The organism is Caulobacter sp. LjRoot300, from assembly GCF_964253875.1.
GTDB lineage: Bacteria > Pseudomonadota > Alphaproteobacteria > Caulobacterales > Caulobacteraceae > Caulobacter.
The window spans coordinates 55387-76309 of sequence record NZ_CAXUSA020000003.1; the positions used below are offsets into that span (position 1 = coordinate 55387).

The 20923-nt window shown below is 67.6% G+C and carries 25 protein-coding genes, 1 tRNA gene and 1 pseudogene; 18 read left to right on the plus strand and 9 right to left on the minus strand.

The window, feature by feature from the left end:
• The first annotated feature begins 132 nt into the window (after nucleotides 1–132).
• Nucleotides 133–2271, plus strand: a complete 2139-nt coding sequence (locus tag ACSQ2G_RS10550) for a sodium-translocating pyrophosphatase (RefSeq protein WP_436030658.1) — start codon at nucleotides 133–135, stop codon at nucleotides 2269–2271.
• Nucleotides 2272–2347: 76 nt separating this feature from the next.
• On the opposite strand, the gene ACSQ2G_RS10555 is transcribed toward ACSQ2G_RS10550, so the two are convergent.
• From ACSQ2G_RS10555 to ACSQ2G_RS10565, 3 genes are all read right to left on the minus strand, one after another.
• The gene (locus ACSQ2G_RS10555; protein WP_436030660.1) at nucleotides 2348–2677 is read right to left on the minus strand and encodes a hypothetical protein; all 330 of its coding nucleotides are present in this window, start codon (nucleotides 2675–2677) and stop codon (nucleotides 2348–2350) included.
• 119 nt (nucleotides 2678–2796) lie between these two features.
• Nucleotides 2797–3369: a response regulator gene (locus ACSQ2G_RS10560; RefSeq protein WP_436030662.1), complete on the minus strand. Its 573-nt coding sequence runs from the start codon at nucleotides 3367–3369 to the stop codon at nucleotides 2797–2799.
• Nucleotides 3370–3528: 159 nt separating this feature from the next.
• Nucleotides 3529–4017 carry an outer membrane protein assembly factor BamE gene (locus ACSQ2G_RS10565; protein ID WP_310079568.1) on the minus strand — a complete coding sequence of 163 codons (489 nt, stop codon included), beginning with the start codon at nucleotides 4015–4017 and terminating at the stop codon, nucleotides 3529–3531.
• A 121-nt stretch (nucleotides 4018–4138) separates the two neighbouring features.
• Here ACSQ2G_RS10565 and ACSQ2G_RS10570 point away from each other — a divergent pair, with 121 nt between their 5' ends.
• The 7 genes from ACSQ2G_RS10570 (at nucleotide 4139) to ACSQ2G_RS10600 (ending at nucleotide 8468) form a co-directional block, all read left to right on the plus strand.
• Nucleotides 4139–4669 carry a ubiquinol-cytochrome C chaperone family protein gene (locus ACSQ2G_RS10570; protein ID WP_436030664.1) on the plus strand — a complete coding sequence of 177 codons (531 nt, stop codon included), beginning with the start codon at nucleotides 4139–4141 and terminating at the stop codon, nucleotides 4667–4669.
• Entirely contained in the window at nucleotides 4654–5202 is a 549-nt protein-coding gene (locus ACSQ2G_RS10575; protein WP_436030666.1) for a YceD family protein, read from the plus strand. The genes ACSQ2G_RS10570 and ACSQ2G_RS10575 overlap by 16 nt, the downstream gene beginning before the upstream one ends.
• Before the next feature lie 142 nt (nucleotides 5203–5344).
• Nucleotides 5345–6400 carry a phosphate acyltransferase PlsX gene (gene plsX / locus ACSQ2G_RS10580; protein WP_436031940.1) on the plus strand — a complete coding sequence of 352 codons (1056 nt, stop codon included), beginning with the start codon at nucleotides 5345–5347 and terminating at the stop codon, nucleotides 6398–6400.
• Nucleotides 6397–7374 carry a beta-ketoacyl-ACP synthase III gene (locus tag ACSQ2G_RS10585; protein WP_436030668.1) on the plus strand — a complete coding sequence of 326 codons (978 nt, stop codon included), beginning with the start codon at nucleotides 6397–6399 and terminating at the stop codon, nucleotides 7372–7374. Before plsX ends, ACSQ2G_RS10585 begins: the two co-directional genes overlap by 4 nt.
• 186 nt (nucleotides 7375–7560) lie before the next feature.
• Entirely contained in the window at nucleotides 7561–7863 is a 303-nt protein-coding gene (locus ACSQ2G_RS10590; RefSeq protein WP_012287059.1) for an integration host factor subunit alpha, read from the plus strand.
• A 15-nt stretch (nucleotides 7864–7878) separates the two neighbouring features.
• Complete coding sequence (locus ACSQ2G_RS10595) at nucleotides 7879–8307, plus strand: MerR family transcriptional regulator (protein WP_436030670.1); 429 nt, start codon at nucleotides 7879–7881, stop codon at nucleotides 8305–8307.
• 84 nt (nucleotides 8308–8391) lie between these two features.
• Nucleotides 8392–8468 (plus strand) — tRNA-Pro (locus tag ACSQ2G_RS10600).
• Nucleotides 8469–8567: 99 nt separating this feature from the next.
• Here ACSQ2G_RS10600 and ACSQ2G_RS10605 read toward each other — a convergent pair.
• From ACSQ2G_RS10605 to ACSQ2G_RS10615, 3 genes and pseudogenes are all read right to left on the minus strand, one after another.
• Nucleotides 8568–8629, minus strand: a pseudogene (locus ACSQ2G_RS10605) (hypothetical protein); the annotation flags it as partial.
• Between the two features lie 24 nt (nucleotides 8630–8653).
• Nucleotides 8654–8896, minus strand: a complete 243-nt coding sequence (locus tag ACSQ2G_RS10610; RefSeq protein ID WP_436030672.1) for a DUF2842 domain-containing protein — start codon at nucleotides 8894–8896, stop codon at nucleotides 8654–8656.
• Complete coding sequence (locus tag ACSQ2G_RS10615) at nucleotides 8893–9156, minus strand: GlsB/YeaQ/YmgE family stress response membrane protein (RefSeq protein ID WP_436030674.1); 264 nt, start codon at nucleotides 9154–9156, stop codon at nucleotides 8893–8895. Before ACSQ2G_RS10615 ends, ACSQ2G_RS10610 begins: the two co-directional genes overlap by 4 nt.
• Before the next feature lie 138 nt (nucleotides 9157–9294).
• Here ACSQ2G_RS10615 and ACSQ2G_RS10620 point away from each other — a divergent pair, with 138 nt between their 5' ends.
• The 7 genes from ACSQ2G_RS10620 (at nucleotide 9295) to ACSQ2G_RS10650 (ending at nucleotide 15053) form a co-directional block, all read left to right on the plus strand.
• Entirely contained in the window at nucleotides 9295–10326 is a 1032-nt protein-coding gene (locus tag ACSQ2G_RS10620) for a COX15/CtaA family protein (RefSeq protein ID WP_436030676.1), read from the plus strand.
• A 189-nt stretch (nucleotides 10327–10515) separates the two neighbouring features.
• Complete coding sequence (locus ACSQ2G_RS10625; RefSeq protein WP_436030678.1) at nucleotides 10516–12012, plus strand: alkaline phosphatase; 1497 nt, start codon at nucleotides 10516–10518, stop codon at nucleotides 12010–12012.
• A 329-nt stretch (nucleotides 12013–12341) separates the two neighbouring features.
• Entirely contained in the window at nucleotides 12342–12815 is a 474-nt protein-coding gene (gene rplM / locus ACSQ2G_RS10630; RefSeq protein WP_028040416.1) for a 50S ribosomal protein L13, read from the plus strand.
• Between the two features lie 3 nt (nucleotides 12816–12818).
• Nucleotides 12819–13292: a 30S ribosomal protein S9 gene (gene rpsI / locus ACSQ2G_RS10635; RefSeq protein WP_028040415.1), complete on the plus strand. Its 474-nt coding sequence runs from the start codon at nucleotides 12819–12821 to the stop codon at nucleotides 13290–13292.
• 84 nt (nucleotides 13293–13376) lie between these two features.
• The gene (gene argC / locus ACSQ2G_RS10640) at nucleotides 13377–14330 is read left to right on the plus strand and encodes an N-acetyl-gamma-glutamyl-phosphate reductase (protein ID WP_436030680.1); all 954 of its coding nucleotides are present in this window, start codon (nucleotides 13377–13379) and stop codon (nucleotides 14328–14330) included.
• A gap of 130 nt (nucleotides 14331–14460) precedes the next feature.
• On the plus strand, nucleotides 14461–14649 hold the full coding sequence (locus tag ACSQ2G_RS10645; RefSeq protein ID WP_436031942.1) for a type II toxin-antitoxin system HicA family toxin: 189 nt from the start codon (nucleotides 14461–14463) through the stop codon (nucleotides 14647–14649).
• Between the two features lie 5 nt (nucleotides 14650–14654).
• Entirely contained in the window at nucleotides 14655–15053 is a 399-nt protein-coding gene (locus ACSQ2G_RS10650) for a type II toxin-antitoxin system HicB family antitoxin (protein ID WP_436030682.1), read from the plus strand.
• A gap of 165 nt (nucleotides 15054–15218) precedes the next feature.
• Here the strand turns inward: ACSQ2G_RS10650 and ACSQ2G_RS10655 are convergent, their stop codons facing one another.
• Nucleotides 15219–15848 (minus strand): DUF1287 domain-containing protein, encoded by a 630-nt coding sequence (locus ACSQ2G_RS10655; RefSeq protein WP_436030684.1) that lies wholly within the window; start codon nucleotides 15846–15848, stop codon nucleotides 15219–15221.
• 62 nt (nucleotides 15849–15910) lie between these two features.
• Nucleotides 15911–16378: a redox-sensitive transcriptional activator SoxR gene (gene soxR, locus ACSQ2G_RS10660; protein ID WP_436030686.1), complete on the minus strand. Its 468-nt coding sequence runs from the start codon at nucleotides 16376–16378 to the stop codon at nucleotides 15911–15913.
• Nucleotides 16379–16454: 76 nt separating this feature from the next.
• Here soxR and ACSQ2G_RS10665 point away from each other — a divergent pair, with 76 nt between their 5' ends.
• Nucleotides 16455–16811 carry an antibiotic biosynthesis monooxygenase gene (locus ACSQ2G_RS10665; RefSeq protein ID WP_436030688.1) on the plus strand — a complete coding sequence of 119 codons (357 nt, stop codon included), beginning with the start codon at nucleotides 16455–16457 and terminating at the stop codon, nucleotides 16809–16811.
• A 167-nt stretch (nucleotides 16812–16978) separates the two neighbouring features.
• Here ACSQ2G_RS10665 and phaC read toward each other — a convergent pair whose 3' ends face one another.
• On the minus strand, nucleotides 16979–18991 hold the full coding sequence (gene phaC / locus ACSQ2G_RS10670; RefSeq protein WP_436030689.1) for a class I poly(R)-hydroxyalkanoic acid synthase: 2013 nt from the start codon (nucleotides 18989–18991) through the stop codon (nucleotides 16979–16981).
• 95 nt (nucleotides 18992–19086) lie between these two features.
• On the opposite strand from phaC, the gene ACSQ2G_RS10675 reads away from it, so the two are divergent.
• Complete coding sequence (locus tag ACSQ2G_RS10675) at nucleotides 19087–19560, plus strand: hypothetical protein (protein ID WP_436030691.1); 474 nt, start codon at nucleotides 19087–19089, stop codon at nucleotides 19558–19560.
• A gap of 109 nt (nucleotides 19561–19669) precedes the next feature.
• Nucleotides 19670–20890 carry an LL-diaminopimelate aminotransferase gene (locus ACSQ2G_RS10680; RefSeq protein ID WP_056760040.1) on the plus strand — a complete coding sequence of 407 codons (1221 nt, stop codon included), beginning with the start codon at nucleotides 19670–19672 and terminating at the stop codon, nucleotides 20888–20890.
• Nucleotides 20891–20923: the final 33 nt, after the last annotated feature.

Below are 20923 nucleotides of genomic sequence, written 5' to 3' on the forward strand. Positions count from 1 at the left end.
CATCAGGGAGCATCGAGGGGGCATGAGGCCATAGGCCCGCCCGTCGCGTGCGGCCGGGGGCGGTCTTTCCGATCGTGATCCTGTCGAAGCGGCGACCCCTCGTGATTGAAACGCGAAGAGGGCGACTGACCGATGAGTTCTTGGCTTTATGTGGCCATAGGGGCCGGACTGCTGGCGGTGCTGTACGGCGCCGTGCAGACCGCCTCTCTGATGCGGGCGTCGCCCGGCAATGCGAAGATGCAGGAGATCGCCGCGGCGATCCAGGAAGGGGCCCAGGCCTATCTCAAGCGCCAGTACACGACGATCGCCATCGTCGGCGTGGTGGTGATCGCCCTGCTGGCGTTCTTCTTCAAGTCGTGGGAACAGCCGGTGGGCTTCGCCCTGGGCGCGATCCTGTCGGGCGCCGCCGGTTTCGCGGGCATGCTGATCTCGGTCCGGGCCAATGTCCGCACCGCCCAGGCCTCGTCCGAGAGCCTGGCGGCCGGTCTGAAGATGGCCTTCACCTCCGGCGCCGTGACCGGCATGCTGGTGGCGGGCTTCGCCCTGATCGGCGTGGCGGGCTACTTCGCCCTGCTGCTGAGCCTTGGCCATGAAGGCACCGACCGCGTGGTGGTCGACTCGCTGGTGTCACTGGGCTTCGGGGCCAGCCTGATCTCGATCTTCGCCCGCCTGGGCGGCGGCATCTTCACCAAGGGCGCCGACGTCGGCGGCGATCTGGTCGGCAAGGTCGAGGCCGGCATTCCGGAGGACGACCCCCGCAACGCCGCGACCATCGCCGACAATGTCGGCGACAATGTCGGCGACTGCGCGGGCATGGCCGCCGACCTGTTCGAGACCTATGCGGTGACCACGGTCGCCACCATGGTGCTGGCGGCGATCTTCTTCGGCGGAACCGAGGTGGTGTCGTCGATGATGCTGCTGCCGCTGGCCATCTGCGCGGTCTGCATCGTCACCTCGATCATCGGCTCGTTCGCCGTGCGCCTGGGCAAGAAGCAGAACATCATGGGCGCCCTCTACCAGGGCCTGATCGTCACCGGCGTGCTGTCGATCCCGGCGGTCTGGTACGTGATCCACCAGCTGGTGCCGATCCCGATCGAGCTGGACGGCCGGATGTTCACCGCCGACAACCTGTTCTACTGCGGCCTGGTCGGGCTGGCGGTCACCGCGGCGATCGTGGTGATCACCGAATACTACACCGGCACGGGCTTCCGGCCGGTGAAGTCGGTGGCCCAGGCCAGCGTTTCGGGCCACGGCACCAACGTCATCCAGGGCCTGGCCATGTCGCTGGAGTCCACGGCCTTGCCGGCCCTGACGATCATCGTCGGCATCCTGGTGGCCTATAATCTGTCGGGGCTGTTCGGCATCGCCATCGCCGTGACCACCATGCTGTCGCTGGCCGGCTTCATCGTCGCCTTGGACGCCTTCGGCCCGGTCACCGATAACGCCGGCGGCATCGCCGAAATGGCCGGCCTGCCGCCGGAAGTCCGCGTCACCACCGACGCCCTGGACGCGGTGGGCAACACCACCAAGGCCGTCACCAAGGGCTACGCCATCGGTTCGGCCGGCCTGGGCGCCCTGGTGCTGTTCGCCGCCTATACCGAAGACCTGAAGTTCTTCTCGGACAACGCCGTGCCGGGCAGCTTCTTCGACGGCATGGGACCGGTGACCTTCGACCTGTCCAATCCCTATGTGGTGGTCGGCCTGCTGTTCGGGGGGCTGCTGCCCTTCCTGTTCGGCGGCATGTCGATGACGGCTGTGGGCCGGGCGGCCGAGTCGGTCGTGGCCGAGGTCCGCCGCCAGTTCCGCGAGAACCCGGGCATCATGACCTATGATGTCAAGCCCGAGTACGGCAAGGCGGTCGATATCCTGACCAAGGCGGCGATCCGCGAGATGATCGTGCCGTCGCTGCTGCCGGTCGTTTCGCCGGTGGTGCTGTTCTTCGTGATCCAGGCCATCGCCGGCAAGGTCGATGCGTTCGCCTCGCTCGGCGCCATGCTGATGGGCGTGATCGTCACCGGCCTGTTCGTCGCCATCTCGATGACCAGCGGCGGCGGCGCCTGGGACAACGCCAAGAAGGTGATCGAGGAAGGCTTCACCGACAAGGACGGGGTGCTGCACAGCAAGGGCGGCGACACCCACAAGGCGGCCGTCACCGGCGACACCGTCGGCGACCCCTACAAGGACACCTCGGGGCCCGCCGTGAACCCGATGATCAAGATCACCAACATCGTGGCCCTGCTGCTGCTGGCGATCCTGGCCCACGGCGTCTGATCCCGCCGACGGCCCGACATGCCGACGCCCCGGAGGTTTCCCTCCGGGGCGTTTTCATTGGCGCGGGACGATCAGCCTAGCTGCGGCGGTAGTCCTGGCGGTCGTGGCGCTCCCACTTGATCTGGCGGCTCAGGCGATCGAAGCGGGCGTCCAGGTCGGCGCGCTCGCGCATCGACAGGCCGTTCGACCGACGATAGCTGGCCTCCAGGCGGCTGAGCGAGCGGAACTCGCCCCGCAGGCGCAGGGCTTCGCCGCGGGTCAGCGAGCCGTTGCGGACGCCCTGGTCGATCCGGTGCTCCAGATTGGCCTGACGCTGGTTGATGGTCTGCCACGGCGCGGCCTGGGCGGCCAGCGGGGCGGCGGCGACGGTGGCCAGGGCGGCCAGGGCGAGAAGAGTGCGCTTCATGACTTAGTCTCCGACGATGTCCTGTCGGGCGCTCGGCGCGTCCGATGGCGCATAAGAGGCCATCTCGGCTGAACGTTCCCGGAGCCGGCCGTTGGCTTCCGTTCATGTGGCGGCGGCGATCAGTACAGATCTTCGGGGTCGAGGACCGGCGCGGGATCGGCCTGGCCATGGGCGTCGGCGAAGACTGGGAAGTCGGTCGTCTCGGCTGCGCCGCGCCGTTCCTGGCCCACATAGTCGTGGTCGATCTTGCGGCGGCGGCAGGGGCCGAAATAGGCGCCCGCCCGGACGAAGTCGCGCGGGTTGTTGATCACCTCGTTGACCCGGTGCAGCACGCCGCGCGCGGTCAGGGGCTTGGCCAGGAACTCGGTGACGCCGGCCATGCGGGCCTCGTCCAGGCTGGCGCGGGTGGCGTGGCCGGTGACCATGATGATCGGCGTGTACGGATTTGCGCTGGCGGGCGAAGTGCGCACCCAGCGGATGAACGCCAGGCCGTCGACGGGCTGCATCATCAGGTCGGTGAAGATGATGTCGACTTCGCGCTCGGTGACGGCCTTCAGCGCCTCGACGCCGTCGCTGGCCTCGAGGATCTTGCGCACGCCCAGCGACTTGAGGACCGTGCCGATGATCTCGCGCATCGGCGCGCTGTCGTCGATGATGAGCACCGTCAAAGGGCGCAGATCGGGCGCGCTCAAAGCCATCCCCCCGGAAGCCGCGACGGCCGCAGGGCCGTCACGCCCAAAGGATGGGGCGACCGTCGTTTAGGAATCGTTGACGGGACGACAAATTGTCGCGGGATTTCAGCCGCTTGTCCTTAACGGATCGTACGGTCAAGCTCTGCCCGGGAAAACGACCTAGCGGCGGTCCTGCGGGCGGTTGCCCGGCACGTCCTGGTCGTCCTGCGGCAGCATGCCGCCGCGGCCGACGTTGCCCAGCAGCTGTTCGAGGATCGTCATCTCGCGGCCGCGGGTCGGGGTCTCATGGCCGTTATAGGCGATGACCTTGCCGTCCTTCAGCGTGTAGGTGTCGACCGAGGCGACCTTCTCGTCGGCCGGGCTGAACTTGATCGCCACCACGTCGCGCTTGATCACCCGCGGCTTGTAGAAGGCCACGCGGTCGGTGGTCTGCGAGATGTAGTACCAGGCGTTGGCGTCGAACGTGGAGGTGGCCGAGGGAGAGCCGAGCTTTTCGGTCACCGTCGACTTGCTGTCCACGCCCACCTTCATGTCGGCCGGCTTGGCCTCGATCGCCTGGAAGCCCGAATAGCTCGTCAGCGGCGTACAGCCCCCGGCGACGGCGGCGAGGCCGATGACGGCGGCGGCGAGAACGGCGGGACGAGACATTGAGGCTCCGGAACCTTGAGCAGGCTGACTTTGACCTATCGCCCGCGCGGGCTTAGTTCAATGGTCCGCGTGGATCGAACGGCTAACTAGTTCCGCGTCGCGGCGAAATCGAGGCGAAGTGATGTTTCTGGACCGGCTGCTCAAACCCAGGCCCGCCAAGGCGGCGGGGGGCAAACTCTACGCCTCGGCGGTGGCCCAGGCCCGCTCGCCGGCGTTCTACGCCCGGATGGGCGTGCACGACTCGATGGAGGGCCGGTTCGAGCTTTTCACCCTGCACGTGGCCCTGCTGCTGGAGCGGCTGAAGGGCCAGGGCGACTCGGCGGCCGAGGTTTCGCAGGAGACCTTCAACGCCTATACCCGCGGCCTGGACGACGCCTTCCGCGAGATCGGCGTGTCCGACACCGCCGTCGGCAAGAAGATGAAGAAGCTGGTGGGCGCCGCCTATGGCCGGCTCAAGGCGTTCGACGAGGCCGCCAAGGCCTTGCCCGACCGCTCGGTGCTGAGCGCCGCCCTGGCCCGCACCGCGTTCGAGGAGCGCGGCGAGGGCGACGTGGCGGGCCTGACCGACTATGTGGTCGCCGCGCGCGACCAGCTGGCGGCCCTGCCGCTGGAGACCCTGCTGCAAGGAGAGGCCCAATGGCCGAAGGCGTGATCGATCCCTGGCCCTACAGCGTCACGCTGGGCCGCATGGGGCGCGGCCTGGAACTGCATTTCGAGCCGGACGCAGCGGCCCGCAAGGACATCGCCAAGACCCTGAACCTGGTCTCGCTGGAGTCGCTGGAGGCCGAGGTCTTCCTGCGGCCGTGGATGGACGGCGCCGAGGTTTCGGGCCTGATCCGGGCACGGGTCACCCAGGTGTGCAGCGTGTCGGCCGACGAGTTCGAGGAGCCGGTCGAGTCGCGATTCTCCGTTCGCGTGCTGCCGGCCGACAGCGAGAACACCTCGCCCGACGAGCACGGCGACCTGGCGCTGGATCCCGAGGGCGACGATCCGCCCGACGTGCTGGAGGGCGAGACCATCGACGTCTCCGGCTACGTCATCGAGCACCTGGCCCTGGAGCTGGACCCGTTCCCCCGCAAGCCGGGCGCGGTCTTTCAACCGCCGGCCGAGCCCGTGGACCTTTCGCCCTTCGCCGCGTTGAAGGCGCTGAAGAGCGACTCGGGCGGCGGAAAAGAAGGAGCCTGAAATGGTCGAGTCCTTCCGCTTGCGCGATATTCCCGCGGCTGTATCGTCCCGCCGCTTCGCCACCGCCCTCGAACGGGCGGTGCGCCGCTACAGGAGCCGATAGCGCCTCGTGCCTAACCCCGTAGTCATTTCGATCGACGCCATGGGCGGGGATCACGGTCCTTCCGTGATCGTGCCCGCCGTGGCGTTGGCCGCCAAGAGCCTTCCCGACGTCCGCTTCCTGCTGCACGGCGACGAAGCTCAGCTGAACGCCCAGCTGGCCAAGCAACCGGACGCCCGCGCCGTCAGCGATGTCCGCCACACCGACAAGGCCATCTCGATGGAGGAAAAGCCCGCCCAGGCCATGCGCCGGGGCAAGGGCACCAGCCTGTGGAACGCGGTCGAAGCGATCCGCGCCGGCGAGGCCGCCGCCTGCGTCTCGGCCGGCAACACCGGCGCCCTGATGGCGATCTCGAAGCTGATCCTGCGCATGGGGGCCAACCTGGAGCGCCCGGCGATCGTGGCCAGCTGGCCGACCATGCAGGGCGTCTCGGCGGTGCTGGACGTCGGCGCCAATGTCGAGAGCGACGCCAAGCAGCTGATCGAGTTCGCGATCATGGGCGCGGCCTTCCACCACGCGGTGCACGGTTCGGAGCGCCCGACCGTGGGCCTGCTCAATGTCGGCTCCGAGGACCAGAAGGGCCATGAGGAGGTGCGTGAGGCGCACGCCATCCTCAAGGCGACCAAGCTGGACTTCGATTATCGGGGTTTCGTCGAGGGCACCGACATCGCCAAGGGCACGGTCGACGTGGTCGTCACCGACGGCTTCACGGGCAATGTCGCCCTGAAGACCGCCGAAGGCATGGCGCGGTTCTTCTCGGCCGAGATCAAGACCACTCTGACGTCCGGCCCGCTGGCCATGCTGGGCGCGTTGATCGCCTCGGGCGCGCTGAAGAAGATGCGTCAGCGGCTAGATCCTAGCCGGGTGAACGGCGCGCCGCTGCTGGGCCTGAACGGCATCGTGGTCAAGAGCCATGGCGGGGCGGACGCCCTGGGTTACGCCTCGGCCATCCGCGTGGCCGTCGACCTGGCCCGCAGCGACTTTTCGGCCGAGATCGACCGCAATCTGAAACGTTTGACCGAAACCGGCGTAAGATCCGGCGCAGAAACGAATGCCGGAGGCGCGTCGGGCGCCGAAGGCCAGGGAGCTTCCGAGTGAGCGTAATTCGTAGCGCCGTCACGGGCGTCGGGGCCTATCTGCCGGACAACATCGTCACCAACGACCAGCTGGCCGAAATCGTCGACACCAGCGACGCCTGGATCGTCGAGCGCACCGGCATTCGCCAGCGCCACAAGGTGGCCGACGACCAGCCGGTGTCGGACCTGGCCTTCCGCGCCGCCCAGCAGGCGCTGGAGCGGGCCGGCAAGACCGCCGCCGACGTCGACCTGATCATCGTGGCCACCACCACGCCGGACATGACGTTTCCGGCCACCGCCACCATCGTCCAGCGCAAGCTGGGCGCGCCGGTCGGCATCGCCTTCGACGTCCAGGCCGTCTGCTCGGGCTTCGTCTACGCCCTCAGCGTCGCCGACGGCTTCGTGGCCCGCGGGCATTCGAAGTGCGCCCTGGTGATCGGAGCCGAGGCCATGACCCGGCTGATGGACTGGACCGACCGCGGCACCTGCGTGCTGTTCGGCGACGGGGCCGGCGCGGTCGTGCTGGAGCCGCGCGAAGGGCAGGGGACCACGGCCGACCAGGGCCTGCTCGGCTTCGCCCTGCGCGCCGACGGCACCAAGCAGGAGCTGCTCTATGTCGACGGCGGTCCGTCGACCACCGGCACGGTCGGCAAGCTGCGCATGCTGGGCAACCAGGTGTTCAAGCACGCGGTGATCAACATCTCCGAGGCGATCCATGCCGCGGCCAAGGCGGCCGACGTGACGATCCCCGAGGTCGACTGGTTCATTCCGCACCAGGCCAACCAGCGCATCCTGGCCGGGGTGGCCCACCGGGTCGGCATCGACGAGGGCAAGGTGATCTCCACAGTCGCCCTGCACGCCAACACCTCGGCCGCCTCGATCCCGCTGGCCTTCGCCCAGGGAATCGCCGACGGTCGCATCAAGCCGGGCCAGCTGCTGCTGCTCGAGGCGATGGGCGGCGGCCTGACCTGGGGTGCCTGCGTAATACGCCTTTAGACCAAGCGTGGCCGTTTAGGCGGTCAGCTTGCGTCATTGCCTGAAGTCTTGGCGCTCAGCCTTTGACTCCATGCGATAATCACGGCATGCAGGCTTGAGTTGATGAGAGCGCGTTGCAGAAACACGGGGCTCCACCCCGTCCGAAGCGCGGGCTCTGGGGTTGTCAATCCAGCGTAAGGGGGCGTCATGAAAGGCGCGACATTGACCCGGGCCGATCTCTGCGAGGCGGTCCATGAGGAAGTCGGTCTGACCCGCCAGGACTGTGCGGGCCTAGTCGAACGCACCCTGGATCTGGTCGCCGAGGCGCTGGAGAAGGGCGAAACGGTCAAGCTGTCCGGCTTCGGCGTCTTCCAGGTGCGCGACAAGCGGGCGCGCATGGGCCGCAATCCCAAGACCGGCGAGCCGGCCGAGATCGAGCCCCGCCGGGTGATCGGTTTCCGGGCCTCGCAGGTCATGAAGGCGCGAATCGACCGCGCCCTCGGCGGCTAAGAAGGAATCGATGCGGTGGCGAAGGGGCCCAACGCCTTCCGCACGATTTCCGAAGCCGCCGACGAATTGGGCGTGCCGCAGCACGTCCTGCGCTTCTGGGAAACCAAGTTCTCGTTCATTCGCCCGATGAAGCGGGCCGGCGGGCGGCGGTTCTACCGCCCGCAGGACATCGCCGTGCTGAGCGGCGTGCGCGCCCTGCTGCACGCCGAGGGCTACACCATCAAGGGCGTGCAGAAGCTGCACCGCGAGCAGGGCCTGACCCACGTGATCGCCGCGGGCCTGGGCGACAACGGCTCGGCCTCGCTGGACGCCCTGACCGCCGCGAGCCTCGATTCGCTTCCGCGCGGCGACCTGGCCGACGAGGCGCGGGACCGGCTGGTCCTGGCGCTGGATGACCTGCAGGCCGTCAAAGCCCGGCTGGACGGGCTTTTGCGGGGCGTCTGAGGGGCGCTTCAAATCCCTGGGAATTGCCCGAGAAATCCCATTGCCCCCGGCAAGGCTCGCACCTATAAGGGCGCTCCTTCCGGACGGAGCGTGGCGCAGCCTGGTAGCGCACTTGACTGGGGGTCAAGGGGTCGCAGGTTCAAATCCTGTCGCTCCGACCATTTCCTCCTCGCGGGGATTTGAGACCGGAAGAATGGAAAGGCCGCCCTCCGGGGCGGCCTTTTTCGTTTTGGCGCTATGCGTCCTTCGAGGCCGCTTCGCGGCGCCTCAGGATGAGGAACTCTGTTGCTCTGAATTCCTCATCCTGAGGTGCGAGGCGCAGCCGAGCCTCGAAGGACGCACGGCGTCAGCGCCCGACCGGCTTATCAGCCTTGCCCATCCACGACATCAGCGGCATCAGCGGCAGGCCCCAGCCCATGCCGGCGACCACGAAATAGACCAGGTGCACGGCGCGGTTATCCGGCAGGAAATCATAGAGGCTGGTGAAGGCCCAGATCCAGGCCCCGAGGAACACCAGGATGCCGATCCCGCCGATGAACTTGCGCACTCTTGCGGGAATTAGGCGGGCGGGAATGAGAGGAGCGCTCAAGCGGGTCTCCGGAAGATGCTCGAAAAGATGCCGAGAACGGCCAGGAAGAAGATCGCGCCCGCGCTGGAGACCAGCAGGCTGCCGAGGAAGCCGTCGAACCGCAGGTCCAGCCGCTGGGCGATGAAGGTCCCGATGAACGAACCGACGACGCCGATCAAGAGCTTGGTGAACAGCCCGTGCCGGCGGGCCAGCACCAGGTCGGCGATCCAGCCGGCCAGGATGCCGATCACCACGGCCACGAAAACGCCAACCCCGCTCATCCCGGTCTCCGATCCAGCACAGGGCGTTATCGCATGTGAGAGCTTATGCGTCATGAGGCCATGGACGGGCGCGCATGTCGGGCGTACGGCAAGGCTTCGCCGTATTTCGGCCCCTAACAGGCGTTCTTTCCGGCTGTCATGACGTCCTTCCTGCGTTCCGATCGTTCAAGGCCCGTGGCCGTGTGGCTGTTCGTCGTGGCCGTCCTGGTGTTTGGCATGGTGGTGGTCGGGGGCGCGACGCGCCTGACCGACTCCGGCCTGTCGATCACTCAGTGGAAGCCGATCATGGGCGCCCTGCCGCCGATGTCGGACGAGGCCTGGCGGGCCAATTTCGAGCTCTACAAGAAGATCCCGCAGTACAGGCTGGTCAACGCCGGCATGACGCTGGAGGCCTACAAGGGCATCTTCTGGTGGGAGTGGGCGCACCGGCTGCTGGGACGGCTGGTCGGGGCGGTGTTCGCCATCCCGTTCGTGTTCTTCCTGGTCCGGCGGATGATCCCCCGGCGGCTGATCTGGCGCTGCGCGGTGCTGCTGGGCCTGGGCGGCCTGCAGGGGCTGGTCGGCTGGTGGATGGTGTCCAGCGGCCTGTCCGAGCGGGTCTCGGTGGCCCCTGAGCGGCTGATGATCCACCTGGGCCTGGCCCTGGCGCTGTTCGTCTTCCTCATCTGGACGGCCCTCGATGCCTGGTCGGGCTCGCCGCGCGTCGAGGAGCGCACTGACTGGCGCGGCTGGGCCCTGGGTTTCCTGGGCGCGGTGTTCTTCCAGAGCCTGCTGGGCGCCTTGGTGGCCGGCAACGACGCGGGCCTGGTCTATAACGACTGGCCGCTGATGAACGGCGCGCTGGTCCCGGCCGAATACGCCGGCCACGGCTTCTGGGGCACGATCGCCCACAGCCAGGGCGCGGTGCAGCTGCACCACCGGTTGATGGCCTACGCCCTGTTCGTCGCCGCGATCGTCATCGGCGTGGCCGCGACGCGCTCGCGCCGGTTGCCCGAGGAGGCCAAGCTGATCGCCTTCACGCTGGTCGGCGTCGTCTGCCTGCAGGCGGGCCTGGGGATCTGGACGCTGATGTCCGCCGTGCCCCTGGCGCTGGGCGTGCTGCACCAGGCCGGGGCGGCGATCCTGCTGGCCACGGCCACCGCCTTCGCCTGGCGGGTGCGGCGGCCTTAGGCTTTGCGTCCTTCGAGGCTCGCCTTTGGCTCGCACCTCAGGATGAGGAGCGTGGATTGTCTCTGATTTCCTCATCCTGAGGCGCTCGCGCAGCGGGCCTCGAAGGACGCACGGCTTTCGAAGCGACCGCTCAAAGAACTGTCACGAAACGCCAGCAGAGGACGTCCGACGTCCTTGCTGGAGCTTTCCGTGACCCGCGCCTCCCTGTTCCTCGCCGCCACCCTCGTCGCCGTTTCGACCACGCCGGCCTTGGCCGCGCCCAAGCCCGCCGCGCCCCTGACCAACACCGCGCCCGGCGACGCCTACTACCAGGCCGGCCAGGCGGCCCTGGCCAAGGCCCTGACGGTCAATCCCCGCACCGGCAAGGCCAAGAACGTCATCCTGTTCCTCGGCGACGGCATGGGGATCTCCACCGTCGTCGCCAGCCGCATCTATGAGGGCCAGCAGCGCGGCGTCGACGGCGAGAGCAACGTCCTGTCGTTCGAGAAGCTGCCGTGGACGGCGCTGTCCAAGACCTACAGCCACGACACCCAGGTGACCGACAGCGCCGCGGGCATCACGGCCATCACCACCGGCGTGAAGACCCGCAACAAGGTCATCGGCCTGAGCGGGGCGGCCAAGCCCGAGAGCTGCGCCAGCGAGGCGGGGACCCGCGTCGAGACCATCGCCGAGCTGGCCAAGGCCCACGGCCTGGCGGCCGGGGCGGTGACCACCACGCGCATCACCCACGCGACCCCGGCGGGGGTTTACGCCCACACCGCCTATCGCGACTGGGAAGGCGACGGCGACATGCCGACCGACGCCGTGGCGGCCGGTTGCAAGGACATCGCCCGCCAGCTGGTCGAGGCTCCGGCCGGTCTGCGCCTGGACGTGGCCCTGGGGGGAGGGCGCTCGCGCTTCCTGCCCGACGCCAAGGACGGCAAGCGGGCCGACGGCCGCGACCTGACCGCCGAATGGCTGAAGGCTCCGAACGCGGCCTATGTGACCACCGACGTCGAACTGGCGGCGCTGGATCCGGCCAAGACCGGTCCCGTGCTGGGCCTGTTCGCCAGCGAGCACCTGCCCTACGAGGTGGAGCGTCCGGTGCTGGGCCAGGGCGTGCCGACCCTGGCGGCCATGGCGACCAAGGCCGTCGACCTGCTGTCGAAGAACCCCAAGGGCTATTTCCTGCTGGTCGAGGGCGGCAAGATCGACATGGGCAGCCACCTGAACAACGCCAAGCGGACCCTGACCGAGACGGTCGAGTTCTCCAAGGCGGTCCAGGCGGTGCTGGACAAGGTGAACCTGGACGACACCCTGGTGATCGTCACCGCCGACCACAGCCACGGCCTGGTGATCTCGGGCTACGCCGCCCGCAACGCCCCGATCCTGGGCCTGGCGGGCAACGAGGGCGAGCCGGTCGTGGCCGGCGACGGCAAGCCCTACACGGTGCTCAGCTTCGCCACCGGCCCCGGCGGCCCCGAAGGCGGCGGCTCGCGCGCCGATCCGTCCAAGGAGGACACTGACGACATCGACTACCACCAGGCGGCCGTGGCCAACCTGCCCAGCAGCGCCCACTCGGGCGAGGACGTGGGCGTGTTCGCCGACGGCCCGGGCGCCTACCTGGTGCGCGGCGTGGTCGAGGAGAGCTACCTCTACCAGATCATGCGGCACGCCTACGGGTTCGACGCGGCGGCGGCGAAGTAGAGTGGGAGGGAACGGGAAGAAGCGCGTCGCTCCCCCTCCGTTGTCATCCCGGAAGCCTCGCAGAGGCTGTCCGGGATCCAGGGGCGGTGCGCACGGCCCCTGGATCCCGGGTCTTCGCTGCGCTTCGCCCGGGATGACAACTGAGGGTGCGAGGATGATAATGCGGTATCATAATACCGCATCGCGAATTCCCTTGTCCCATAAGGGTTTGCGGAGTTTCTGGCGCGCGCATTGTTGACAGGCCGCGAACCGTCCTGTACCTGCCGCCCCTCACGCAGACGGAGCCGCTTTCCTTGGCCCCCGACGCACAAGGAATACGGATCAATCCCATGCAAAAGACCACGGCTTCCCTGAAGCCCGCCGAGGTCGAGAAGAAGTGGATCGTGGTCGACGCCCAGGACGCCGTTGTCGGTCGTCTGGCGACGTTCATCGCCATGCGTCTTCGCGGCAAGCACCGGCCCGACTACACCCCGCACGTCGACTGCGGCGACTTCGTCGTCGTGATCAACGCCGACAAGGTCAAGTTCACCGGCAAGAAGCTGGACGACAAGGTCTACTATCGCCACACCGGTCACCCGGGCGGCGTCAAGTCGACCACCCCGCGCAAGCTGCTGGAAGGCCGCTTCCCGGAACGCGTCCTCGAAAAGGCCGTCGAGCGCATGCTGCCCAAGGAAAGCCCCCTGGCCCGCAAGCAACTGACCCACCTGCTCATCTACAACAACGGTGAGCACCCGCACCAAGCGCAGAGCCCCGAAGTGATCGATTTCGCTTCGCGCAACGCCAAGAACACCCGGAGCGCCTAAGTCATGTCCGAAGCTCAAGGCTTTGACGCGCTGGCCAGCCTGTCCAGCAACCCCGAAGCGGCCGCTCCGGCCGTCCAGAAGCTCGACGCCCAAGGCCGCGCCTACGCGACCGGCAAGCGCAAGAACGCGATCGCCCGCGTCTGGATCAAGCCCGGCAAGGGCACGATCACGATCAATGGTCGCGACCAGGAAGTTTACTTCGCCCGCCCCGTGCTGCGCATGATGATCGCCCAGCCCTTCCAGGTCACCGACCGTGAAGGCCAGTTCGACGTCGTCGTCACCGTGGAAGGCTCGGGCCTGTCGGGCCAAGCCGGCGCCGTGCGTCACGGCCTGTCCAAGGCCCTGACCTATTACGAGCCCGGCCTGCGCACCCTGCTGAAGCCGCACGGCTTCCTGACCCGCGACAGCCGCGTCGTCGAACGCAAGAAGTACGGCAAGGCCAAGGCCCGCCGCAGCTTCCAGTTCTCGAAGCGCTAAGCGCGTCACGTTTCGTGCTTATGGAGAGGCGCTTCGGTTTCGACCGAAGCGCCTTTTTCTTGTCTCCTTGTCCTTGCGAATGGGATGTCCATGACCCCGAAAGTCTTCATCGACGGCGAAGCCGGCACCACGGGTCTGCAGATCCGCGAGCGCCTAGTCGGCCGCAAGGACCTGCAACTGGTCTCGATCGACCCGGACAAGCGCAAGGATCCGCAAGCTCGCCAGGCGATGCTGAACGGCGCCGACGCGGTGATCCTCTGCCTGCCCGACGAGGCGGCCAAGGAAGCCGTGGCGCTGATCGAGGACCCGAAGGTCAAGGTGATCGACGCCTCGACCGCCCACCGCACCGCGGCCGGCTGGACCTATGGCTTTCCTGAGCTGGACAGGGAACAGCGCGGCAAGGTCGCCTGGTCGACGCGGGTGTCGAACCCCGGCTGCTACGCGACGGGCGCCATCGCCCTGGTCCGGCCGCTGGTCACCAACGACATCATCGCCGCCGACCTGCCGATCTCGTTCAACGCCGTGTCGGGCTACACCGGCGGCGGCAAGGCGATGATCGCCGAGTTCGAGGACGAGACCTCGCCGAACTACACCAAGGTTCCGTACCGGATCTACGCCACGGGCCTGAACCACAAGCACCTGCCCGAGATCCAGGCCCATGGCGGCCTGCTGACCCGGCCGATCTTCACCCCGGCCGTCGGGCGCTACGCCCAGGGCATGCTGGTCGAGCTGCCGCTGCACCTGAGCATGCTGAACGGCAGCGTCTCGATGACCCAGATCCACGCCGCCCTGGCCGACCACTACGCCCGCGAAGCCTTCGTCGAGGTGGCGTCGCTGAACGAGTCCAAGGCCCTGACCACGCTGGACCCGGAAGGCCTGAACAACACCAACCGCCTGAAGCTGTTCGTGTTCGGCTCGGAGACCAGCGGTCAGGTGCGCCTGGTGGCCCTGCTCGACAATCTGGGCAAGGGCGCGTCCGGAGCGGCGGTGCAGAACCTGAACCTGATGCTGGGCCTGAAGGAAGGCGCTGGGCTTTAGGGTTCGTCCTCGGCCGGTGGGGTCGCTCCGATCGCGCGTCGGTAACGGGCGAGGGCGCCGGCCTGGTGCTCCGGTGTGTATTGGTGTGTTCGATGTTGACGACGCATTGTTAGTGTGTATTTATACGCATGTGGATAGCCGCGACATCATCACGGCGCTCAAGGCCGCCGGATGGATTGAAGTCGCGCGTCGCGGCTCGCACGCCCAGTTCAAGCACCCAACGAAGCCGGGGCGCGTCACCGTTCCTCATCCGAAGAGAGACATTCCCATCGGAACGCTACGCTCCATTGAGCGTCAGTCCGGCCTGACCCTGAGGTGATCGAGATGGCCAACTACATCGCCCTGATTCACAAGGACGCCGAGAGCGACTATGGCGTCTCCTTCCCCGACTTTCCTGGTGTGATCTCGGCCGGAACCTCGCTGGACGACGCCCGAGTCTTGGCCGAGGAAGCCCTGGCGCTGCACGTCGAAGGCATGGTCGAGGATGGCGACGCCATCCCCGAGCCTTCCTCCCTGGAGGGCGTCATGGCCGACGCCGACAACCGCGACGGCGTCGCCATCATCGTGCGCCTAGCCACCGAGGCGAAGAAGGCTGTTCGCGTGAATATCACGCTCCCGGAAGACGCCCTTCGCGACATCGACCGTTTCGCCGAAGCGCACGGCCTGACCCGCTCCGGCCTGTTGGTTCAGGCCGCCAAGCGGATGATGGAGCAGACTCACTAGCTAGCGTCGCAACAGCTCGCCGCAAGCGCGACGGCGAGTGCCGCAATGGCTGCCGGCGCCCTCAACTTCCAGCTCGGCGCAATTTCTGAGCTAGTCAAAGGTCAATCCTTCACGCATATCCCATTGAGCAGCTTGCTAGGTGTGGTGCATTACTTCAAGCCAACCTTAACTCCGCCAGCGATAGTGCCCCACCGCTGTGTGGAGCTTGAACATCCACAGGGGCTCTTCCCGCGCGCCGCCGCCGATGTTGTGGACGACGCGCACCCGCTCGGGACCTTCGCTGACGACGCCGATGTGCGGGCGACCGCCCCAGACGCGCCAGGTCAGGATGTCGCCCGGCCGCGGATCGTCGAAACGGTCGCCGGCCGCCTTGGCGGGGGCCAGGGCCAGCCGGGCGCGCCGGCGGGTCAGGTAGGTCTCCAGGTTCAGCACCCGGCGATGGTCGATATTGGCGTCCGGCCCCTTCATCCCCCAGGCGCGCCGCGACGGATAGGCGTCGAAGTTTCGGCTCATGTCCTCGTGGACCTGTTGCTGCAGGTCGACCCGCCAGGCGTCGCGGGCGGCGCGGATCAGGACGTCGGCGCAGACCCCCGTGGAACGCAGGACGTCGCCGTTGGGGTAGGGGATCGCGCGATAGCTTGGGTCGTAGTCCTTGGTGACGCCGACCTGGTCGCGGGCGGCCTGGGCCAGGCGTTCGCCGCTGAGCGCTGGAGCCGGGCGCGCGAAGGCTTGGCCCGCGCCGGCCAGCGGCGTCGCGATCAGCAGTCCCAGCGCCGTCCGACGGTTAAGTCCCATGCCGTCAAGCTCCAGTACAATCCTGGCGAGTTTTGGGCGAACGTGGGTCGATTAGCGCCGCGTCAGTCCACCTCCGGCTCCAGGAGGCGCGGCCCGGCCCCCTCGGCGCCGAGGACGTCCTGCGGGTTCCGCAGCGGGCAGGCCTTCAGGGACAGGCAGCCGCAGCCGATGCAGTCGTCCAACTGGTCGCGCAACTGGCCCAGCTTGCGGATCCGCTCGTCCAGCTCGGCCCGCCAGGCGCGCGACAGCTGCGCCCAGTCCTCGGCGGTCGGCGCCCGGCCGTCGGGCAGGCGGGCCAGGGCGGCCTGGATGGTGGCCAGGGGGATGCCGGTGCGCTGGGCGACCTTGATCACCGCCACCCGCCGCAGCACGCCCCGCGGATAGCGCCGCTGGTTGCCCTCGGTGCGCAGGCTGCGGATCAGGCCCTTGGCCTCGTAGAAATGCAGGGTCGAGACCGCCACGCCGCTGCGCCGGGCGACCTCGCCGACGCTCAGGCCGCCGCCGGGAAACGGAAAATCAATCTTCGACATTCGCGCTTGACCTCAACTTTAGTTGAGGTTTTACACGGGAGGCTCCTTTCATGGCAACGCCTTTCCAGGAGCCCGCATGACCACCCTGACCGTCCCCGACCGCGCCTCGGTCGCCGCCGCCTTGTCCGACCCGCCGGTCTTCAGCGTCAGCATCATCCAGACCAAGCCTGGCAAGTTCGACGAGTTCGTCGCCTTGCAGCATGCCCAGTTCCTGCGCGTGCGCGGCCAGGTCCAGGGCGTGCGCGGCAGCCGGATGCTGAAGTCTCCGGCCAAGGGCGTGGTGGTGCTGATCTCGTCCTTCGACACCGCCCAGGACGCCGAGCGTTTCCGCAAGGACCCGCGCTTCGTCGAGCATCTGGAGCGCGTGCAGCCCCTGATCGACCGCGCCGAGGCGATGCCGGTCGAGCTGGCCTATGAGGTCGGGCTCATCTGAAGCTGCGACAATCGAACTTGGACTGGTTAGCCCCCACACGTTGTCATCCCGGAAAGCGCGCAGCGCTTGTCCGGGACCCAGGACAGCTGCACCGCCTCAGCCCAGTCTCCTGGGTCCCGGACAGCCCCTGCGGGGCTTCCGGGATGACAACGGTGAGGGGCGGCAGATTAAGCCACCGCGTTCGACCGCACCCGCACATAGCTGCCGGGCGCGTCCTCGATCGGCTTCAGCGGGCCCTTGGCGGGATCCCGGGCTGGGACCTGCTTGCCCGACCGCGCCTTAAGCCAGGTCGCCCAGTGCGGCCACCAGGATCCGGGATGTTCGGTGGCCCCGGCGCGCCAGTCCTCGACCGAGCCGGGCAGGTTCTCGTTGGTCCAGTGCTGGTACTTGTTGGCGTCCGGATGGTTGATCACCCCGGCGATGTGGCCCGAGCCGGCCTTGGTGAAGGTCACCGGCCCGCCGAACGCCTGGGCGCCGCGATAGACGCTGCGATAGGGGGCGATGTGGTCGTCCTTGGATGACTGCACGTAGATCGGCGTCTTCACCTTCGACAGGTCCAGCGTCTCGCCGCCCAGAGTCAGTTTGCCCTGGGCCAGGGCGTTGTCCTTGTAGAAGTTGCGCAGGTAGTAGAGGTGCAGGGCCTTAGGCATGCGCGTCTGGTCGGCGTTCCAGAACAATAGGTCGAATGGCCGCGGCTCCTTGCCCATCAGGTAGTTGTTGATGAAGAACGACCAGATCAGGTCGTTGCCGCGCAGGCTGTTGAAGGTGTCGGCCATCGACTGGCTGGGCAGGTAGCCGCCCTGGCGGTCGATCTGCTCCTCGATGGTCTTGATCCAGGCCTCGTCGGTGAACAGCAGCAGGTCGCCGGCCTCGGAGAAGTCCTGCTGGGCGGCGAAGAAGGTCGCCGAATTGATCCGCTGGTCGCCCTTGGCGGCCATGTGGGCCAGGGCGCAGGACAGCAGGGTGCCGCCGATGCAATAGCCGACGGTGTTGACCTTCTCGACGCCGCACTGGGTCATCACCTGCTGGGTGGCGTCGTAGACGCCCTCGAACATGTAGTCCTCGAAGGTCTTGTCGGCCTGGCGGCTGTCGGGATTGACCCACGAGGCCACGAACACCGTAAAGCCCTGGCCGGTCAGCCAGCGGATCATCGAATTCTCGGGGCGCAGGTCCAGGATGTAGAACTTGTTGATCCACGGCGGGAAGATCAGCAGCGGAATCTCGTGCACGGTCTCGGTGGTCGGGGTGAACTGCAGCAGCTGCAGGATGTCGTTCTGGTAGACCACTTTGCCCGGCGCGGTGGCGACGTTCTCGCCGACCTTGAACTTGGCCAGGTCCGTCTGGCTGATCGCCAGCTGGCCGCCGCCGCGTTCCAGGTCGGCGGCGAAGTTCTGCATGCCGCGCACCAGGCTCTCGCCCTTGCTCTGCATCACCTCGCGCAGGGCCGCGGGATTGGAGATCAGGAAGTTCGAGGGCGAGAAGGCGTCGGTCAGCATCTTGGTGAAGAACTCGACCCGGCGCTTGGCGGCGGGGTCGACTCCCTCGGCCTGCGAGACCAGGTCGTTTAGCCAGTTCGACGACAGCAGGTAGCTCTGCTTCATCATGTCGAACATCGGGTTGGACGCCCAGTCCGGGTCGCTGAACCGCTTGTCGCCTTGGGCGGGGGCGACCACGGGCGGGGCTGGCTCGCCGGTCATTTTGCGGGCCGCCGACTGCCACAGGTCCATGTAACGACTGAACAGGTCGGCCTGGGCGCGCAGCAGGCGGTCGGGCTGGGCGGCCAGGCTGGTCATCACCTCGTTGAAGGCCGGCCCGACGTGGAAGGGGTCCGGGCTGAGGGCGGCGGGACGGTCGGCCTGGCGCAGGGCGGCCTCGGCGATTGCGCCCTGGGCCGTGACGGCGGCCCGGGCCAGGTTGGCCGACAGCGTCTCCAGCATCTGGCGCTGGTCGGGCGACAGCAAGGTCTCCAAGTCGGGGAGGGCGGCGGAGACCGGCGGTGGATCCCGGCGCTCGGGGCGCGTGGCCGATTCGGTCGCCTTGGCGGGGGAATCCGGCCGCGGGTCGGCTTTCGGCGGAACCTTCGGCGCGGCCTTGACCTTGGTCTTGGCTGGGGGCGTCGTCGCATCGGCCCCGGCGGTCGGCTTTTTTCGCGGTTTGGGGGAGGTTTCGGTCGTGGCCATGGACTTCCTTCCACCGTGTTCTCTTGGACCATCTCGCCTTGGCGGTTCGGATGGCCTTTCGCTCGACGCGATCATCGCATAAGACCTGAGACAAGATGAACGACGAAACCGGTAAAATCGCACGTCTTGGCGTACTCTTTCGCGGCGCGGCTCTGGTGAGCCTGCTGGCGGGACTGACCGCGTGCGCCTCGCCGCTCTCGCCGTTCACGCCGCCGCCGGCCGATCCCAGCTCGCCGGTGGCCGCCGCGGCCAACGCCGCGGCCAAGGATTCCAAGGACGCCGTCGCCCCGCGCTTCATCGACATTCCGGCCATCCCGACCGACGTGCGCACGCCCGTCCAGTTCAAGAAGGCTGTGGGCGCCGAGAAGATCGCCGCCGACAAGCTGAAGCGCGACACCGCGCCCGGCACCTGGACCCTGTCGGACACCGAAGGCTACGCGTCCAAGGCCCGTCGCGTGGCCAAGGTTCCGGCGCCCGCCGCCCCCACCGACGCCGACCGCGCCGCGACCGAAGCCTTCGCCAAGGCGGCCCGCGACCGAGCTACCGCGCCTCCGTCCAAGCCCCAATAGGGCGACGGAGGCATAAAATTCCCGTAGCTGGCTTGGCTATGCCCCGCTCGGGGTCTATCCATGCCCGACATCCGCTCCCGGCGCGCCGCTGCGGCGCAATGAGCATTTCATGACCTCCGATTTTCACCGCATCCGTCGCCTGCCGCCCTACGTCTTCGAAGAAGTCAACAAGATCAAGGCGCGCCTGCGCGCCGAGGGTACCGACATCATCGACTTCGGCATGGGCAATCCTGACATGCCCACGCCCAAGCATATCGTCGACAAGCTGATCGAGACGGCGCGCGACCCCAAGGCCGGCCGCTATTCGGCGTCCAAGGGCATCGCCGGCCTGCGCAAGGCCATGGCCGGCTATTACGGCCGCCGGTTCGGCGTGAAGCTGAACCCCGACACCGAGGTGATCGCCACCCTGGGCTCCAAGGAAGGCTTCGCCAACCTGGCCCAAGCCCTGACGGCCCCCGGCGACGTGATCATCTGCCCCAACCCCGCCTATCCGATCCACGCCTTCGGCTTCATCATGGCCGGCGGCGTGATCCGCCACGTGCCGGCCCTGTCGCCCGAGCAGTACCTGTCCAACATCAGCCGCGCGGCTAAGCACTCGGTGCCGCCCGCCAGCGTGCTGATCCTGTCCTATCCGTCCAACCCGACCGCCCAGTGGGTGGACCTGGACTTCTACAAGGACGCCGTGGCCTTGGCCAAGAAGCACGAATTGCTGGTGATCAGCGACGTGGCCTATGGCGAGATCTATTTCGACAACAACCCGCCTCCTTCGATCCTGCAGGTCGACGGGGCCAAGGACATCGCCGTCGAGGTCAACTCGCTGTCGAAGACCTACGCCATGGCCGGCTGGCGCGTCGGCATGGTGGTCGGCAACGCCCGCATCTGCGCGGCCCTGGCCCGGGTGAAGTCCTATCTGGACTACGGCGCCTACACCCCGGTGCAGGTGGCCGCAGCCGCGGCGCTGAACGGCCCGCAGGACTGCGTCGACGAGATCCGCGGCATCTACAAGAGCCGCCGCGACACCCTGGTGTCGTCGATGAAGCGCGCCGGCTGGGACATCCCCAACCCGCCGGCCTCGATGTTCGCCTGGGCCAAGATCCCCGAACAGTTCGAGGCCGCCGGCTCCATGCTGTTCTCGCGCCTGCTGATCGAGGAGGCCGGCGTCGCCGTCGCCCCGGGCATCGGCTTTGGCGAATACGGCGAAGGCTATGTGCGCATCGGCCTGGTCGAGAACGAGCAGCGGATCAAGCAGGCTGCCCGCAACGTCAAGAAGTTCATCGCCAACGCCGACACGATCCTGGCCAAGGCGCACAACAAGATGGAACAGGTCTAGGGCGCGAACGCGCTGCCCGGCCGCAGAGTTTAG

Excerpts from the sequence above, each read along its gene's own strand:
- ACSQ2G_RS10665 (WP_436030688.1), top strand. The coding sequence starts at position 16,455 with ATGACCACCCTGACCGTCCCCGACCGCGCCTCGGTCGCCGCCGCCTTG.
- ACSQ2G_RS10565 (WP_310079568.1), bottom strand. The coding sequence starts at position 4,017 with ATGTCTCGTCCCGCCGTTCTCGCCGCCGCCGTCATCGGCCTCGCCGCC.
- ACSQ2G_RS10550 (WP_436030658.1), top strand. The coding sequence starts at position 133 with ATGAGTTCTTGGCTTTATGTGGCCATAGGGGCCGGACTGCTGGCGGTG.
- argC (WP_436030680.1), top strand. The coding sequence starts at position 13,377 with ATGTCCATGACCCCGAAAGTCTTCATCGACGGCGAAGCCGGCACCACG.
- ACSQ2G_RS10675 (WP_436030691.1), top strand. The coding sequence starts at position 19,087 with ATGAACGACGAAACCGGTAAAATCGCACGTCTTGGCGTACTCTTTCGC.
- ACSQ2G_RS10620 (WP_436030676.1), top strand. The coding sequence starts at position 9,295 with ATGACGTCCTTCCTGCGTTCCGATCGTTCAAGGCCCGTGGCCGTGTGG.
- ACSQ2G_RS10650 (WP_436030682.1), top strand. The coding sequence starts at position 14,655 with ATGGCCAACTACATCGCCCTGATTCACAAGGACGCCGAGAGCGACTAT.
- rpsI (WP_028040415.1), top strand. The coding sequence starts at position 12,819 with ATGTCCGAAGCTCAAGGCTTTGACGCGCTGGCCAGCCTGTCCAGCAAC.
- rplM (WP_028040416.1), top strand. The coding sequence starts at position 12,342 with ATGCAAAAGACCACGGCTTCCCTGAAGCCCGCCGAGGTCGAGAAGAAG.
- ACSQ2G_RS10615 (WP_436030674.1), bottom strand. The coding sequence starts at position 9,156 with ATGAGCGGGGTTGGCGTTTTCGTGGCCGTGGTGATCGGCATCCTGGCC.
- phaC (WP_436030689.1), bottom strand. The coding sequence starts at position 18,991 with ATGGCCACGACCGAAACCTCCCCCAAACCGCGAAAAAAGCCGACCGCC.
- ACSQ2G_RS10570 (WP_436030664.1), top strand. The coding sequence starts at position 4,139 with ATGTTTCTGGACCGGCTGCTCAAACCCAGGCCCGCCAAGGCGGCGGGG.
- ACSQ2G_RS10575 (WP_436030666.1), top strand. The coding sequence starts at position 4,654 with ATGGCCGAAGGCGTGATCGATCCCTGGCCCTACAGCGTCACGCTGGGC.
- ACSQ2G_RS10555 (WP_436030660.1), bottom strand. The coding sequence starts at position 2,677 with ATGAAGCGCACTCTTCTCGCCCTGGCCGCCCTGGCCACCGTCGCCGCC.
- ACSQ2G_RS10590 (WP_012287059.1), top strand. The coding sequence starts at position 7,561 with ATGAAAGGCGCGACATTGACCCGGGCCGATCTCTGCGAGGCGGTCCAT.
- plsX (WP_436031940.1), top strand. The coding sequence starts at position 5,345 with ATGGGCGGGGATCACGGTCCTTCCGTGATCGTGCCCGCCGTGGCGTTG.
- soxR (WP_436030686.1), bottom strand. The coding sequence starts at position 16,378 with ATGTCGAAGATTGATTTTCCGTTTCCCGGCGGCGGCCTGAGCGTCGGC.
- ACSQ2G_RS10655 (WP_436030684.1), bottom strand. The coding sequence starts at position 15,848 with ATGGGACTTAACCGTCGGACGGCGCTGGGACTGCTGATCGCGACGCCG.
- ACSQ2G_RS10680 (WP_056760040.1), top strand. The coding sequence starts at position 19,670 with ATGACCTCCGATTTTCACCGCATCCGTCGCCTGCCGCCCTACGTCTTC.